The organism is Pseudomonas sp. NPDC089408 (assembly GCF_044749445.1).
In the GTDB taxonomy this organism is placed as follows: Bacteria; Pseudomonadota; Gammaproteobacteria; order Pseudomonadales; family Pseudomonadaceae; genus Aquipseudomonas.
The window spans coordinates 84,464-100,163 of sequence record NZ_JBIVHY010000019.1; the positions used below are offsets into that span (position 1 = coordinate 84,464).

The 15,700-nt window shown below is 63.7% G+C and carries 16 protein-coding genes; 4 read left to right on the forward strand and 12 right to left on the reverse strand.

Annotation, left to right across the window (positions count from 1 at the left end; genetic code table 11):
• Positions 1–3 precede the first annotated feature (3 nt).
• The 7 genes from ACIP02_RS23385 to ACIP02_RS23415 form a co-directional block, all read right to left on the reverse strand.
• The gene (locus ACIP02_RS23385) at positions 4–369 is read right to left on the reverse strand and encodes a Na+/H+ antiporter subunit G (protein WP_400621225.1); all 366 of its coding nucleotides are present in this window, start codon (positions 367–369) and stop codon (positions 4–6) included.
• Positions 366–644 (reverse strand): K+/H+ antiporter subunit F, encoded by a 279-nt coding sequence (locus tag ACIP02_RS23390; protein ID WP_110748175.1) that lies wholly within the window; start codon positions 642–644, stop codon positions 366–368. The genes ACIP02_RS23385 and ACIP02_RS23390 overlap by 4 nt, the downstream gene beginning before the upstream one ends.
• The gene (locus ACIP02_RS23395; protein WP_400621228.1) at positions 641–1,129 is read right to left on the reverse strand and encodes a Na+/H+ antiporter subunit E; all 489 of its coding nucleotides are present in this window, start codon (positions 1,127–1,129) and stop codon (positions 641–643) included. Before ACIP02_RS23395 ends, ACIP02_RS23390 begins: the two co-directional genes overlap by 4 nt.
• On the reverse strand, positions 1,126–2,805 hold the full coding sequence (locus ACIP02_RS23400) for a monovalent cation/H+ antiporter subunit D (RefSeq protein WP_400621231.1): 1,680 nt from the start codon (positions 2,803–2,805) through the stop codon (positions 1,126–1,128). Before ACIP02_RS23400 ends, ACIP02_RS23395 begins: the two co-directional genes overlap by 4 nt.
• Positions 2,802–3,146, reverse strand: coding sequence for a Na+/H+ antiporter subunit C (locus ACIP02_RS23405; protein WP_003250128.1), 345 nt, complete (start codon positions 3,144–3,146; stop codon positions 2,802–2,804). Before ACIP02_RS23405 ends, ACIP02_RS23400 begins: the two co-directional genes overlap by 4 nt.
• A complete protein-coding gene (locus ACIP02_RS23410) occupies positions 3,146–6,061 on the reverse strand; it encodes a monovalent cation/H+ antiporter subunit A (RefSeq protein ID WP_400621235.1) in 2,916 nt (971 codons plus the stop codon). The genes ACIP02_RS23405 and ACIP02_RS23410 overlap by 1 nt, the downstream gene beginning before the upstream one ends.
• A gap of 150 nt (positions 6,062–6,211) precedes the next feature.
• A complete protein-coding gene (locus ACIP02_RS23415) occupies positions 6,212–7,171 on the reverse strand; it encodes a DMT family transporter (protein ID WP_400621238.1) in 960 nt (319 codons plus the stop codon).
• Positions 7,172–7,256: 85 nt separating this feature from the next.
• Between ACIP02_RS23415 and ACIP02_RS23420 the strand changes: the two genes are divergently transcribed.
• Entirely contained in the window at positions 7,257–7,820 is a 564-nt protein-coding gene (locus ACIP02_RS23420; protein WP_400621241.1) for a helix-turn-helix domain-containing protein, read from the forward strand.
• Between the two features lie 46 nt (positions 7,821–7,866).
• On the opposite strand, the gene ACIP02_RS23425 is transcribed toward ACIP02_RS23420, so the two are convergent.
• A complete protein-coding gene (locus ACIP02_RS23425) occupies positions 7,867–8,415 on the reverse strand; it encodes a cysteine hydrolase family protein (protein WP_400621244.1) in 549 nt (182 codons plus the stop codon).
• An 82-nt stretch (positions 8,416–8,497) separates the two neighbouring features.
• On the opposite strand from ACIP02_RS23425, the gene ACIP02_RS23430 reads away from it, so the two are divergent.
• On the forward strand, positions 8,498–9,511 hold the full coding sequence (locus ACIP02_RS23430) for a GlxA family transcriptional regulator (protein ID WP_400621247.1): 1,014 nt from the start codon (positions 8,498–8,500) through the stop codon (positions 9,509–9,511).
• 70 nt (positions 9,512–9,581) lie between these two features.
• Positions 9,582–9,962, forward strand: a complete 381-nt coding sequence (locus ACIP02_RS23435) for an antibiotic biosynthesis monooxygenase (protein ID WP_400621250.1) — start codon at positions 9,582–9,584, stop codon at positions 9,960–9,962.
• On the opposite strand, the gene ACIP02_RS23440 is transcribed toward ACIP02_RS23435, so the two are convergent.
• Together ACIP02_RS23440 and ACIP02_RS23445 are read right to left on the reverse strand one after the other, a co-directional pair.
• A complete protein-coding gene (locus ACIP02_RS23440) occupies positions 9,941–10,711 on the reverse strand; it encodes an alpha/beta hydrolase family protein (protein WP_400621253.1) in 771 nt (256 codons plus the stop codon). The genes ACIP02_RS23435 and ACIP02_RS23440 overlap by 22 nt on opposite strands.
• Complete coding sequence (locus ACIP02_RS23445; protein ID WP_400621255.1) at positions 10,695–11,813, reverse strand: DUF3182 family protein; 1,119 nt, start codon at positions 11,811–11,813, stop codon at positions 10,695–10,697. The genes ACIP02_RS23440 and ACIP02_RS23445 overlap by 17 nt, the downstream gene beginning before the upstream one ends.
• A 180-nt stretch (positions 11,814–11,993) precedes the next feature.
• Here ACIP02_RS23445 and ACIP02_RS23450 point away from each other — a divergent pair, with 180 nt between their 5' ends.
• Positions 11,994–13,802: an aminopeptidase P family protein gene (locus tag ACIP02_RS23450; RefSeq protein WP_400621258.1), complete on the forward strand. Its 1,809-nt coding sequence runs from the start codon at positions 11,994–11,996 to the stop codon at positions 13,800–13,802.
• Positions 13,803–13,841: 39 nt separating this feature from the next.
• Here ACIP02_RS23450 and ACIP02_RS23455 read toward each other — a convergent pair whose 3' ends face one another.
• Together ACIP02_RS23455 and rhtA are read right to left on the reverse strand one after the other, a co-directional pair.
• The gene (locus tag ACIP02_RS23455; protein ID WP_400621260.1) at positions 13,842–14,123 is read right to left on the reverse strand and encodes a hypothetical protein; all 282 of its coding nucleotides are present in this window, start codon (positions 14,121–14,123) and stop codon (positions 13,842–13,844) included.
• A 190-nt stretch (positions 14,124–14,313) separates the two neighbouring features.
• Positions 14,314–15,201, reverse strand: a complete 888-nt coding sequence (gene rhtA / locus ACIP02_RS23460; RefSeq protein WP_400621263.1) for a threonine/homoserine exporter RhtA — start codon at positions 15,199–15,201, stop codon at positions 14,314–14,316.
• Positions 15,202–15,700 lie beyond the last annotated feature (499 nt).

Sequence of the window (15,700 nt, forward strand, 5' to 3'; positions counted from 1 at the left end):
CCTTCAGTTACCGCGGTCGTGGCCGCTGCTGACCTCTTCCGGTACCGGCTCTTTCGACATGCGTTTGCGGAACAGTGCCGCCCTTGCCAGCAGCAGCGTGGTGACCGGCACGGTGATCGACAGCAGGATCGGAATCAGCCAGGCATGCAGCACTGGCGCGTCCTTCAGCCATGAAAAGTAGATGATCGAGGCCAACGCCACGCACCAGGCGCCAATGGTTGAGGCCAGTGCTGGCGGGTGCATGCGCTGGAAGTAGTCCTTCAGGCGCACCAGGCCCACTGCGCCAATCAAGGCGAACAGGCTGCCGGTCAGCAGCAGCACGGCAGTGACCAGTTCCAGCCAGAACGGCAACACCAGGGTTTCAGTCATTCGATCACCTCACCGCGCAGCAGGAACTTGGCCAGGGCAAACGAGCCAACGAAGCCGAACAGCGCAATCAGCAGTGCACCTTCGAAGTAGGTGTCACTGGCATAACGGATACCCAGCACCAGCATGGTCAGCATGGCCAGGATGTACAGGTAGTCCAGCGCCAGCACCCGGTCCTGGGCAGAGGGGCCGCGGAACAGCCGGATCAGCGCCAGGCCCATGGCCAGGGCGAAGATGAACAGGCTGGCAAGAACAGCACTGGAGAGCAGGCCAGTCATTGGAAGATCTCCATCAGCGGGCGTTCGTAAGTGTCCTTGAAGTGCTGGATGAAGGCCGCTTCATCGTCCAGTTCGAACACATGCAGCAGCAGTACGCTGCGGTCCAGCGCCAGTTCGGACCAGACCGTGCCGGGCACCACGGTGGTGATCATCGACAGCGCCGCCAAGCCGTGCGGGTCGCGCAGGGCCAGCGGAATATGAACGAACGCTGAGCGTGGTGGCTGCTTGCCGGCCCGCAGCACGCCACGGGCTACCAGCAGGTTGGATACGATCACATCGATACCGACCCGGCCGATCAGCCGGGCGATGACCAGTGGCCGTCGTATGTGCGCATGCTGCGGGCGCAGGGGCGCCATCAGCAGGGGCGCCAGCACGCCAAGGGCGGCGCCCAGCAACAGGTTGCCGGGGCTTACCGAAAGGTTCAGCAGCAGCCACAGGCCGAACAGCGAGACCGAGAGCAGTGGCGCGGGGAACAGTCGGTTCATGGCTGCACCTGTACGTCGAGCGAGGTGGGGCCAGGAACTGGCTTGGCGGCCATGACGGCTTCGATGTAGGCGTCGGGGGCCTGCAGGCTGGCGGCGGTGTCCTGGGTGTAGCGCAGCAACGGCTCGGCCTTGAGGCTGAGGATGATGCACAGGCCGAGCAGGATGACGATTGGCAGGCATTCAAAGCGGCGCAGCACCGGCGATGGGCGCTCTTCGGGCTTCCAGAAACGCTGGATGCCAACCCGGCCGAAGGCAATCAGCGAGGCCATGCCGGACAGGATCAGCAAGGCTACCAGGCCCCAGCCGGCTGCACTCAGTGGCTGCTCGGCGGGTACGCCCAGGCCCTGCGGGTTGAACAGCGCACTGATCAGGTTGAGCTTGCCGACAAAGCCCGACAGCGGTGGCATGCCGATGATCAGCAGGGCGCAGGCGATGAAGCTGAGGCCGAGGAAGGCCATGGTCCATGGGATGATCTGGCCGATCACCGCCTTCTGCTCATCGTCGAGGTTGATGCCCTTGGGCGGGTGCAGTGATTCCAGCGGTGGCGGCATGACGTCTTCCTCTTCGTCCAGCGGCGCTTCATTGGCCGAGCGCGAACGCTCTACCAGCTCAGCGAGCAGGAACAGTGCGCACAGCGCCAGGGTCGAGTTGACCAGGTAGAACAGCGCCGCGCCAGTCAGCGCCGACTGGGCGAAGCCGACCGCAGCGAGCAGGGTGCCGGCGGAAACCAGGATGCTCAGGGCCGCCATGCGTTCCAGGCGTTGCGCGGCCAGGATCGACACTGCGGCCACCGCCAGGGTAACCAGGCCACCGTAAACCAGCCATTGGCCACCGAAATGTGCCGAGGCCCCGGCCTGCCCGGAGAACAATAGCGTCCACAGGCGCAGCACGGCATACAGCCCGACCTTGGTCATGATGGCGAACAGCGCTGCCACCGGCGCGCTGGCCGAGGCGTAGGCCGGTACCAGCCAGAAGTTCAAAGGCCAGATACCGGCCTTGACCAGGAAGGCCATGGCCAGGATCGCCGCACCCGCGTGCAGCAGGCCACGGTCGGCCTCCGGCACCAGCGGAATCTTCAGGGCCAGGTCAGCCATGTTCAGGGTGCCGGTCACGCCGTACAGCATCGCTGCGCCGACCAGGAACAGCGACGAGGCGAACAGGTTGATGGCGATGTAGTGCAGGCCGGCACGCACCCGGGCGCGGCCTGAACCATGCAACAACAAGCCATAGGAGGCGGCCAGCAGCACTTCGAAGAACACGAAGAGGTTGAACAGGTCGGCGGTGAGGAACGCACCGTACAGGCCCATCAACTGGATCTGGAACAGCGCATGGAAACTGGCCCCGGCACTGTCCCAGCGGGCGCGGGCAAACAGTAGCGCGCTGAAACCGATGACCCCGGTCAAGGTCAGCAGCAGCGCCGACAGGTGGTCCACCACCAGCACGATGCCAAATGGGGCCGGCCAGTTGCCCGGCAGGTAGACGCCAATCGACTCTGCCTGACCCTGGGTGCGTACCCACATCAGCAGGCACACGGCAATGGCCAGGCCGGCGAAGGTCGATAGCAGGTTCAGTCGGGCCTTGATCCGCCGATGCTTTTCACCCAGCAGTAACATCACCGCCGCAGTAAGCAGCGGCAGCAGGATGGGCGCGACGATCAGTTGACTCATGCCACTCATTCGTCACGCTCCCGGCCATCCACGTGGTCGGTACCGGTCAGGCCTCGCGAGGCCAGCAATACCACCAGAAACAGCGCGGTCATGGCGAAGCTGATGACAATGGCGGTGAGCACCAGCGCCTGCGGCAGCGGGTCGGTGTAGTGCAGCAGGTCTTGGGTGACGCCGTCCTTGATGATCGGCTCCTTGCCGATGAACAGGCTACCCATGCTGAAGATGAACAGGTTGACGCCGTACGACAGCAGGCACAGGCCCATGATCACCTGGTAGGTACGCGGGCGCAGGATCAGCCACACGCCCGAGGCGGCCAGCACACCGATGGCGACTGCAATGACTTCTTCCATCAGGCGGCTCCTGCTTGGCTGGTTTTCGCCGGGTTGCCCGGGCGGTAGGCGCGCACCGACTGGTGCGCCAGGGCGGTGAGGATCAGCAGGGTCGAGCCAACCACCACGGTATACACGCCGACATCGAAGAACAGCGCGCTGGCCACGTGCACATCACCCAGCACCGGCACATGCAGGTGGGCGGTGTGCGTGGTCAGGAACGGGTAACCCAGCAGCATCGCGCCAACCCCGGTCAGGGTCGCGCACAGCAGGCCGGTGCCCATCCAGCGCAGCGGCCGCAGGCTCATCTGCGCCTCGACCCACTGAGTGCCAGCCACCATGTACTGCAGGATGAACGCCACCGACATCACCAGGCCGGCGACGAAGCCGCCGCCCGGCTGGTTATGGCCACGCATGAACAGGTACATCGACACCAGCAGGGCGATCGGCAGTAGCAGGCGCACCAGCACCGCAGGCACCATCATGAAGCCCAGCGCGGTATCGGTGGCATGCCGCGGGTTGATCAGGTCGGTCACCACGTCGGGTGCCAACTGGCGCTGTTGTGCGGGCAGCTGCATGCTCTCCTTGGGAGGGCGGAAGCGCCGCAGCAGGGCAAACACGGTCAGCGCCACCGCCACCAGCACGGTGATTTCACCGAGGGTATCGAAGCCGCGGAAGTCGACCAGCATCACGTTGACCACGTTGGTGCCGCCGCCCTGGGGCAGCGCCCGGCTCAGGTAGAACGAGGAAATGTCGTTGGGTGTTGGCCGGGTCAGCATGGCATACGACAGTACGGCCATGCCGCCGCCGACCAGCACGGCCAGCAGCAGGTCGCGCAGGCGGCGCATGCGCGCGCGCTCGAGGCTGCCGGGCAGCGGCGACACGCCTTCGATACGCCGTGGCAGCCAGCGCAAACCAAGCAGGATCAGCACGGTGGTGACCACTTCCACCACCAACTGGGTCAGTGCCAGGTCGGGCGCAGAGAACCAGACGAAGGTAATGCAGGTCATCAGGCCGCAGACGCTGACCATGATCAAGGCTGCCAAACGGTGGTACTTGGCCTGGTAGGCGGCACCGATGGCGCAGGCGATTGCGATCAGCCACAGCGCGACGAACACACCGGAACCCGGGATCTTCGGCCGGTCGCCCCAGCCCAGGCCGCTGTACAGCATGGGCGTAAGGCCAGCGAGGAACGCGGCGACCACCAGCATGAACAGTTGCGACTGCAGGCGGCGGGTGGTGAGCAGTCGCTCGATGCGCCGCGCCAGCAGCATCAGTTGTACCTGACCGTGCTCGAACAGGCGCTTGCCGTTGAAACGCTCGATCAGCGGCGGGTAAGGGAAGCGGCCCAGGCGCAACTGCTTGCGCAGCAGCAGGTACAGGACGATACCGCCGCTCATGGCCACCAGGCTCATGATCAGCGGGGCATTCCAGCCATGCCAGATGGCCAGGCTGTATTCCGGCAGGGTGCCGCCTACGACCGGCAGGGCGGCAGCGGCCAGCAGTGGGCCGACCGACTGGGCAGGGAAAATGCCCACCACCAGGCAGGTGAGCACCAGCAGCTCGACCGGTGCACGCATCCAGCGCGGCGGCTCGTGCGGGGTGTGCGGCAGGTCCTGGGCTGTCGGGCCGAAGAACACATCGACAGTGAAGCGCAGGGCATACGCCACGCTGAAGGTACCGGCCAGGGTGGCGATCACCGGCAGCGCGGCCTCGACCCAGGCAGTGGAGCTGATGAATACCGTTTCAGCGAAGAACATTTCCTTAGACAGGAAGCCGTTCATCAACGGCACGCCGGCCATCGAGGCGCTGGCTACCATCGCCAGGGTGGCGGTGTAGGGCACCAGGCGGATCAGGCCACTGAGGCGGCGGATGTCACGGGTGCCGCTTTCGTGGTCGATGATGCCGGCGGCCATGAACAGCGAGGCCTTGAAGGTGGCATGGTTGAGAATGTGGAACACCGCGGCCACGGCGGCCAGTGGGCTGTTCAGGCCCAGCAGCAGGGTAATCAGACCGAGGTGGCTGATGGTCGAATAGGCCAGCAGGCCCTTGAGGTCATTCTGGAACATCGCGGCGAAGGCGCCGAGCAGCAGGGTGATGGCACCGGCACCGCCGACTATCCAGAACCACTCCTCGCTACCGGACAGCACCGGCCACAGGCGTGCCAGCAGGAACACCCCGGCCTTGACCATGGTCGCGGAGTGCAGGTAGGCCGATACCGGTGTGGGGGCTGCCATGGCGTGGGGCAGCCAGAACTGGAAGGGGAACTGCGCGCTCTTGCTCAGGGCGCCAACAAGGATAAGGGGCAGCAGCACCGGGTACAGCGCATGCTGGCGGATGGTGTCGCCGGCAGCCAGGACCTTGTCCAGGTCGTAGCTGCCGACCACATGGCCGAGCAGCAAAGCCCCTACCAGCAGGCACAAGCCGCCCGCGCCGGTCACCATCAACGCCATGTAGGCGCCGCGGCGGGCATCGGCGCGGTGGTGCCAGTAGCCGATCAGCAGGAAAGAGAACAGGCTGGTGAGTTCCCAGAAGAACACCAGCTGGATCAGGTTGCCGGAGATCACCAGGCCGAGCATGGCGCCCATGAAGGCCAGGAAGAAGGCAAAGAAGCGTGGCACCGGGTCTTGCGGCGACATGTAGTAGCGCGCGTACAGCGACACCAGCGTACCGATGCCCAGCACCAGCAGCGAGAACAGCCAGGCGAAGCCGTCCATGCGCAGCACCAGGTTCAGGCCCAGGCTGGGCAGCCACAGGAGCTCTTCGCGAATCACGCCACCATGGGCAACCTGTGGGTACAGCAGTGCTACCTGGACGGTACCGACCAGGGCTACGAGCCCGGCAAGGATGGACTCGGCGTTACGTGCGTTGTGCGGCAGCACGGCTGCCAGGCAACTGCCCACGAACGGCAGAAGCAATAGCACTATCAAAGACATAGCGGCCTATTCTGGAGAAGTTTGCAAAGAATCATACGTGCCGAGGTGTTGATCACCAACACGCAAGCTGTCGCAGAATCGTACAAACAGGCTGTGACAAGCAGTTTTTTTATAACAGTTTTTTACAAAGCATAGCCGCAACTGGCCGCTTTACAGCCCGGCCTGGCGCTCGCCTGGGTCGTGCACGTCACGTGCTTCGGCGGCTGCATCGCTTTCACGCGGGCGGCGCAGTTTGAGTTCGCTGACCACCACCGCGATCACGATCAGCAGGCCGCCGAGCAGGGCCACGCCTGGCAGGCGTTCGCCGGCAAGGCGCCCGACGATACCGGCCCATACCGGTTCGCCGGCATAGATGAGGGTGGCGCGGGTCGGCGAGACCGACTTCTGCGCCCAGTTCATCGCCACCTGGATCACCGCGCTCATGGCGCCAAGGCCAACTGCGCTGGCCAGCAGCAACCAGGAAAAGTCAGGGATCCGCTCCTGGGTCGGCACGATCATCAGGAATGCCAGCAGCGAGGCGGTCGCCAGTTGCACCACGGTGACCCGGCGCACGTCGACCTGGCCGGCGTAGCGGCTGATCAGGATGATTTCGCCAGCGATGGCTACGGCGCTGACCAGGGTCACCAGTTCGCCCTCGCTGAAGTGCAGGCTGCCGCCTTCCGGCCCGGCCAGCAGCATCAGGCCGACAAACGCCAGGCAGATACCGATGCTGGGCATCAGGCCCGGTCGCCGGCCGAGTACCAGCCACTGCAGCAGCGGCACGAACGGTACGTACAGCGCCGTAATGAACGCCGACTGGCTGCTGCTGATGGTTTGCAGGCCCATGGTCTGCAAGCCATAGCCGAGCATGATCGACACGCCGATCAGCATGCCTGCCTTCAGTTCGGTAATGGTCAGCCCGGGCAGTGCTCGCGCCGAGACCACACCCACAAACAGCGCTGCGGCCGCAAAGCGCAGGCCGACGAAGAACATCGGGCCGCTGACGGTCATCACGTTATGCACCAGCAGGAAGGTGCCGCCCCACAGCATGGTGATGAACACCAGCACCAGTTCGGCCTTGCTCAGGCGAAAGGCAATGGCGGGGGTCGGCTTGCTGCTGGGTTGGTTCATGGTCTTGCACACTCGGCGGTAGGCGGCGCACAATCGCCGCAAAAGTGGGCAGTATACTGCGCAATCCTGACCGGCGAGCAATAACGTGCACAAAGATTCCACGCACCGGGCATCGGTGCTGCAACACGTCAGCCTCAATGTCCGTAGCCTGCGCAACGCCGCTGGCATGAGCCAGACCGCACTGGCCGAGCGCTCCGGGGTCAGCCGGCGCATGCTGGTGGCGATCGAGGCGGGTGAAAAGAATGTGAGCCTGACCACCCTGGACCTGATTGCCGAAGCGTTGGGCGTGGCCTTCAGTACCCTGATCCAGGCGCCCGACCTGCGTGACCCCGGGCGCATCGAGGAACTGGCCTGGGCCGGTGAGCATCCGCAGAGCCGGGCGGTGTTGCTTGGCACCAGCCCGGCGCGGCGTGAAGTGGAACTCTGGGAATGGACGCTGGCACCGGGTGAGTGCTATTCCAGCGAGGCTGATGCCGAGGGTTGGAGTGAGCAGATCTATGTGGCTGAAGGGCAACTGACACTGATCATCGAAGATGTTGAGCATCGCCTGAAGGTGGGGCAGTTTCATGTGTTTCCCAGCAATTGCCGGTATGCCTATCGCAATGACGGCGCGGTAGCAGTGCGTTTTGTGCGTAATGTGGTGATCTGAGTTTGCGCGATGGGGCGCAAAGCGCCCCCAAAAATCTCAAACCTGATCAGTGACCCAGCAACTCATCGGTCTTCACCACCTTGGCATAGGCAAACGCCAGCGCCGCCATCGCCGAATCATGCACCTGCGCCGCCGGCACCTGGTTACCGTTGAACGCCAGTGGCAGGGTCGCGCAGGCATCATGCGCCACGGTCACCTCATAGCCCAGATCAGCGGCCGCACGGGTAGCAGCGTCGATGCACATGTGGCTCATGCTGCCGACGATGGTCAACGCCTCGACTCCATGCTGGTCCAGGGTGTGCTCAAGGTCGGTGCCGAGGAAGGCATTGACCTTGTGCTTGAGCACCACCGGCTCGCCCGCCACCGGCTCGACCTTGCTGTGAATGGCCGCGCCTGGCGAGCCTGGGGCGAAAAACGGCGCATCGGCGCTGTCGAACTCATGCCGCACATGCACCACCAGGTCGCCGCGCTTACGTGCCGCTGCCAGCAGCCGGGCCGCGTTGTCGGCTGCCGTGTCGGCGCCGTCAAGGGTCCACTTGCCACCCGGGAAGTAGTCGTTCTGGATATCGATGATGATCAGCGCCTGCTTGTTCATGCTGCCTCCTATGGCAGTAGTCGTTCAATGACGTTAGTTATAGGCTGTGTGCACGGACCTGAGGATTGGCGCGAACGACACTATGCGGGCAAAAACTGACACCCCAACCAGCCTGGACATCGGCTTGCTGTTGTACCCCGGCGTGCAGCGCGCCGCCGTGCATGGGCTGGCCGACCTGTTCCTGGTGGCCAACCGGGTGGCTGTCGAGTTGGGCGCCGTCGAGCTGCCAAGGGTGCGCACCAGCTTCTGGCAGGCAAACGAAGCCGGCCACTTGCAACCTGCCGCCGATAGCCCGGCCAGCGAGGTGTCTGCCCTGCGCGTGCTGATCATTCCGCCCAGCCTGGAGTCGACGCCACAGGGCGAACTGCTGGCGCGCCATCGCACGTTGCTGTGCCAGTTGCATGGCCGCGGCACGGTACTGGCGTCGGTGTGCATCGGCGTGTTCTTCATCGCCGCCAGTGGCCTGCTGGACGGTCGCCCGGCCTGCACCCACTGGAATTATGTGCATACGTTGGCCCAGCGTTTTCCCAGGGTGAGGGTAGGGGCCCAGCAGCCGCTGCTGGACGACGGCGACATCGTCACCTCGGCGGGGTTGATGGCCTGGACTGACCTGGGCTTGCGCTTGCTGGAGCGCTTTCTAGGGGCGACGGTGGCCCGCGAGACCGCCCGTTATCTGGCGGTTGAGCCGGTTACGGCGCCGTTGCCCGGGGCGCTGTTCAACCCGCGACTGGATCACGGCGATGAGGCTGTATTGAAAGTGCAGCACTGGTTGCAAGGAAATGGCGGGCAGGACGCCGACCTTGCTGCGATGGCGTCTTGCGCGGGGCTGGAGGCGCGCACGTTCCTGCGGCGCTTTCGTGCAGCCACCGGGCTGCGCCCGACCGAGTATTGCCAGCAGGTGAGGGTGGGGCGGGCGTGCCGCTTGCTGGAGTTCACCCGACGCAATGTCGAGCAGATTGCATGGGGGGTCGGCTATCAGGACCCGGGCGCGTTTCGCAAAGTGTTCCAGCGCATCACTGGCCTGACGCCCAGTGACTATCGGCGGCGCTTTGCCGTTTCGGGGCCGTATCGGGATAGCCTTGCAGAAACCCCTTGACCTTGACTTTGCTTGAGGTTTTACCCTGCTCGGCATTGCGCTGCCTGCGCCCATAGTCAGGAGACCGTCGATGTCGGCAATCCCTCAAACCTTGTGGTTCACCCAGATGATCGAATACGAAGTGCCAAGTGTGTGCCAGCAAGCCTTGGCCGAGGCCCTGGTGGCACGTAGCGAAGCATTGGCTGCGCGCTGCGAGGGCCTGCAGGGCGTCAGCATCCAGGCCAGTGATGATGGCAGCCGGGTGTTGCAGTACCTGCAATGGCAGTCACGCCAGGCCTGGGCGGCAGCGGCCGTTTACTTCGTCGAGGAGCCGTTCCTTGACCTGTTGGGCCAGCATCAGGCACGTGGCGTCAACTTCGCCGCCTACCAGACCCTGCGCAGCCTGGTACGCGCTGCCGATGGCGGCCTGCACTGCCAGGTGGGCGAGCCTCAGGCGTACCACGGTGCATAGTGCGGGTAGCGGTCCAGGCGGGCACCCATGACCATTTCACTGATCCATGCCGCCAGGATCGAGCTGTAGGCTTTCTGGCTTTGTTCGCTGGACAGCGCGTGGTCGGCGCCGTCGACGATCCGATGGGTGAGTGAATGGGCGCTGACGAATGCCGAGCGGTAGCTCATCAGGGTGCTGTGCGGCACATAGTCGTCCTGCTCGGATTCCACCAGCAACACATCACCGCCGAATTCGGCACAGGCTGCCAGCGCGCGGTTGTCTGCCGGGCCGAGCGAGCGCTGGCGATAGGCGTTCAGGCGTTGTCGGTCGAGGGCTTGCTTGGGGCTGCCCCATTCGTCGTCCCAATACATGGCAGGCACCCGCAGGGCCAGCCATTTTACCGGCCGTTCGCGGGTCAACAAGGTGGCCAGGTAGCCCCCATAGCTGCTGCCGATAATGGCGATGGCGCTGCTGTCGACGGCCGGGTGGCTGATCAGCCGATCGTAAGCCACCAGCAGGTCCTGCAGGTTTTGTTCGCGGGTGACGGTCAGGCGCTGGCTTTCGGTCTTTTCGTGGCCGCGCAGGTCGAACGTCATGCACACGCAGCCCAGCCCGGTGATGTGCCGAGCGCGGGCCAGGTCACGTTGCTGGCTACCGCCCCAGCCGTGGACGAAGAGAATGCCCGGCATCTTGCTGCCAGGGCTGACCAGGGTGCCGGCAATGCGGTCGTTCTCGACCTGTAGCTCAACGGTTTCACTCTGAATGGTCATGCTCGCGAATCCGCGCAAACTTGCTGAGTTGTCCGAGTTCACTGTCGTTTCCTTGATAGAAGAGGGTGGCGTCAGCGGGTAGGTCAGGGGTGCCGAACTCTTCATGGGTGGAGGCCCGTACCTGCTGCAAGGCCGGATCGTCGGCGAATGCCTGCAAGGCCAGCAGCTCGGCGCTGCTGGCACCGCCCAGGCGCCAGGATTGTTCGAGCACGCCGCTGCACAGGTGGCCCGAAGGGTTGCTGCCGCGGGCGATGTCGTAGTTGCGGCGTGAGGCGACAAAGCCCGGGAAATGCTGCTCGGCGGCCTTTTCGTAGGCCATGGCCTGGTTGACCGCCAAGCGCAGGTGGTCCTCCAGCGGCAGTTGCAGCAAGGCCTGGTAGTCGCCACGGACCACTACCAGGTCAGAGCCGCCGTAAACTTCGGTGCCCTGGTGGTCGTGGGTCAGCTGTTGGGTGCCGTGGTAGCTGCAGGTCAGGCCGGCGACGCGCACCTGGCCGACGCTGAAGGTCTGGACGTCGCTCAGGTCCTCTTCCAGCACCAGCCCCCACAATGCCAGTTGCTGCTCATCCATGCCGGCCAGCAATGGCTCCAGGTCATCCGCGCTGTTGATCACCTGTTGCCCGCGGCCGGCGCAGGCCAGTACCGGTTTGACCCGCAGCGGGCCGTCGAGCAGCAGCAACTGTGCGGCGGTGCGGGCATCGGCCTTGCTGAACACCGTGTAGCCGCGCAGCAAGGCGTCGCAGGCCTGACGGGCAAAGGCGTCGGTCCAGCCTGGCGGGAAGTTGCCCCCGGCCGGCAGTGGGTGGGAGATTGCCTTGGTCGCCATGTAGGGGTGTGACACCAAACCGCCAAACAGGTCCTGTTCGCCCTGAATGCCCAAGGCGGCATAACGCCGGGGGTCGATCAGGGTCTCGGTGGGCAGGTAATAGTAGCCATCGGCAGCGCTGGGCGGTTGCCCGGGCTGCACATGCGGGCAACCCAGCAGGCGGCCCAGGCCATCGGCAAGCTTGAGGTGCACGGCATGCTCATGTTCCGGCGTGTGTTCGCGAGTGTCGAGCAGCACCACGCCGGCTTTCGGGTTGCAGGCACTGGGCATGGTCATTTGCCTGTGTGCGATGAATGTACAGTGTCTGAAGCCGGGGCCTTGGGGAAGTTCAGCGGGACTTGATCGGTGGTCCTCATGTAGGAAGCGTCCTGTTTGCGCCGGGACGATTGCAGGGCTCTGGTGGCTGTTCCATTATCAGCCGATTGGATCAACCGTGATGTAGCCGCAGGAGAGCGCATGAACGTCCAGACCTCCCTAGAACAAAGCGTGCCACAGCGTCTGGCGCGCGTGCGCCAGGCCATGGCAACAGAAGGTATCGATGCCTTGCTGGTCCCTTCGGCCGACCCTCACCTTTCCGAGTATCTGCCCGGTTACTGGCAGGGGCGCCAGTGGTTATCGGGGTTCCATGGCTCGGTCGGTACGCTGGTGGTCACCTCCGGGTTTGCCGGGCTTTGGGTCGATAGCCGCTACTGGGAACAGGCAGAACACGAACTGGCCGGCAGTGGTATCGAACTGATGAAGCTGCTTGCGGGTAAGCCCGGTGCACTGGAATGGCTGGGGGAGCATGTCGAGCCCAACGGCAGCGTTGCGGTGGACGGTGCCGTCATGGCCTTGGCCTCGGCGCGTCAGCTGAGAGAGCGGCTGAAGGCGCGTGGGGCGCGGCTGGTGACCGGCAAGGACCTGCTGGGCCAGGTATGGGACGGGCGCCCGGCGTTGCCGGCCAACCCGGTGTACCAGCACCTGCCGCCATACGCCACGGTAAACCGGGCGGAAAAGCTCGCGCAATTGCGCCAGAGCCTGCAGGCCAGGGGCGCCGACTGGCACTTCATCGCCACCCTGGATGACATCGCCTGGCTGCTCAACCTGCGCGGCAGCGATGTCTCGTATAACCCAGTGTTTCTGGCGTTTGCCCTGATCAACCAGCAGCGGGCGATCCTGTTCGTTGGCCCGGACAAGGTGGATGCGCACTTGCGTCAGGTGCTTGCGGCGGATGGCATCGAGGTCCGCGACTACAGCGAAGCAGGCCAGGCGCTAGGGGCCGTTCCAGCGGCCAGCCGGCTACTGGTGGACCCGGCCCGGGTCACTTGCGGCCTGCTCGACAACTTGCCGGCAGAGGTGGTGCTGGTCGAGGGGCTGAACCCCACCACCTTGAGCAAATCATGCAAAACTGATGACGACCTGGTGCACATCCGCCAGGTCATGGAGCAGGACGGCGCGGCCTTGTGCGAGTTCTTTGCCTGGCTCGAGGCGAACCTCGGTCGCGAGGTGATTACCGAACTGACGGTTGACGAACAATTGAGCGCCGCGCGTGCCCGTCGCCCGAACTTCGTGTCGCTGAGTTTCTCGACCATTGCCGCCTTCAATGGCAACGGCGCGATGCCGCATTACCGCGCCACCGAGCAGTCGCATGCGCGGGTCGAAGGGGATGGCCTGCTGCTGATCGACTCGGGTGGGCAATACTTGGGCGGTACCACTGACATTACCCGCATGGTGCCGGTGGGGAACCCCAGCCAGGCACAGAAGGAGGACTGCACCCGCGTGCTCAAGGGTATGATCGCCCTGTCGCGTGCCACGTTCCCGCGTGGTGTCCTGTCTCCGCTACTCGACGCCATTGCCCGGGCGCCGATCTGGGCTGACCAGGTCGACTATGGCCACGGCACCGGGCATGGGGTGGGCTACTTCATGAACGTGCACGAGGGGCCGCAGGTGATTGCCTATCAGGCAGCACCGGCACCGCAGACGGCGATGCAAGCGGGCATGATCAGCTCGATCGAACCGGGTACGTACCGCCCGGGGCAGTGGGGGGTACGCATCGAGAACCTGGTGGTGAACCGCGAAGTGGGCAAGAGCGCCTTCGGTGACTTCCTGAACTTCGAGACCCTGACGCTGTGCCCGATCGATACCCGTTGCCTGCTGCCCGAGCGGCTGACCCAGGAAGAGCTGGACTGGCTCAATGGCTACCACGCCACGGTTTACGAGCGCCTGGCCCCTTTGCTCAACGGGGATGCATTGGCTTGGCTGCAGGCACGTACTGCGCCGCTGTAATGGCCAATGAAAAGGGCAGCCATTGGGCTGCCCTTCATGCTACTTGCAGATGACGATCATGCTGCGGCTGGTGTAACCCGCGGGGTTGATGCCGAACAAGTAGTCACCAGGTTCTCCATCACTCTCTCCCGAGCGGGCGATCACCCGGTAGCCGCGCGTGCTGCAAGAGCTCGCGGCCTTGCTGTAGCAATTGTCCCACGAGGACGAAAGGCCGGAACAATTGATATGCAGGCCCTTCTTGCCCCTTTTGACCTCAGTCTTGGCTGTGGCGGCGCATCCAGCAATAGCCAAGATGGCCAGGATGAGAAAAATACGTTTCATTCCTGTCCTTAAAAGCAGGGCGAATCAAATGTCAGGCCCTGTCGTTATCGCATCGGTTCTTCCTGAAGTGTCCCCAGCGTCCGTGTTCGCTTCAGTAGATAGCGTAAAGATGATGATTCTGTGACAGCTTAATCAGCGAGGCGGGCCGCTACAATCACTAATGCTGTCTCAAATGAAAATATTTCTCATATCAGTCCGCTGCGATGGCTGGGCTGGCTTCCTTGCGCATCGACAAGGTAGTGCCAACCGATGCCGTAATAATGGCCAGAATCGCCAGCCATTGGGTCGTGGTCAGCACTTCGCCGAGGAATAGCAGGCCCGACAGTGCGCCAAATGCCGGTTCGATGCTCATCAGGGTACCGAAAGTGCGTGCGGGGATGCGTGTCAGGGCAATCATCTCCAGGCTGTAGGGCAGGGCAGTGGATAGCACGGCAACGGCCAGGGCGACAGGGATCAGGGCGGGTGTGAGCAGTGCGCTACCGGCATGGGCGATGCCGATAGGGGCGACGAACAGGGCGGCGACCACCACCCCCAGGGCTGCACTCTGGATACCATGCTCGGCGCCGGCACGTTGCCCGAACAGTATGTACAGTGCCCAGCACACACCTGCCCCCAATGCATAGGCGGCACCCACTGGGTCGAGAGCTTGCCCGCCATGGCCTGCCGGCAGTAACAGCAGCAGGCCGGCAATGGCCAGGGCAATCCACAGAAAGTCGATTGGCCGGCGCGAAGAGAAAATTGCCACGGCCAGCGGGCCGGTAAACTCCAGTGCTACGGCGATGCCGATAGGCACCGTTTGCAGCGCCATATAGAAGAGGAAGTTCATGCCGCCCAGTGCCATGCCATAGATGACCACGTTGCGCAGGGTGGTGGCGGTCATGCGTACCCGCCAGGGGCGCAGTATCAGCAGCATGATGATGCTGGCAAAAATGAGGCGCAGGGTGGTGGTGCCTTGTGCGCCGACGATGGGGAACATGCTTTTGGCCAGGGAGGCACCCGACTGGATCGATGCCATGGCGATAAGCAGCAGGCCGATCGGGAAGAGGGTGGCGGCCAGGCTACGGTGCTGGGTGGTCATTTGTGTGCGGCAATCCTTGGGCGAAGTGAGCAACTGAGCAATATAGTGCGCAATTGTCGGGGTGTGGAGCAAGGTGCTAGCCAAGAGTTTTGCACCCCAGCTCACTCTTTATATCCACCTCCCGCCATGCACCCTGGGTGCGCGCGCCGATGTCACAGGCATAATTGGCCCGAAATAAACGTAGGAGCGGCTTTAGCCGCGAAGCGCCGCGCGGGCGGCGCTCGATCTCCCAGGCGCTGCAAGGCTGACGACGAGCACCTGACACCCCCAACGCGACTTTTTCAAAAATATCCTAAATTATTGAAATTAAAGGTTGACCAAAAAATTCCCCACCCTATAATGCGCACCATTCCAACGCGGTAGCGAGCAATGCTAGCCACCCTGTTGAGTCAAGTGTTTGAAGTTAAACGAGTTTCTCGCAAAAAACTTCAAAATAAACGCTTGACAGGCTCTGAGGAAAGCGTAGAATGCGCGCCTCGGTTGAGACGAAAAGCTCTTA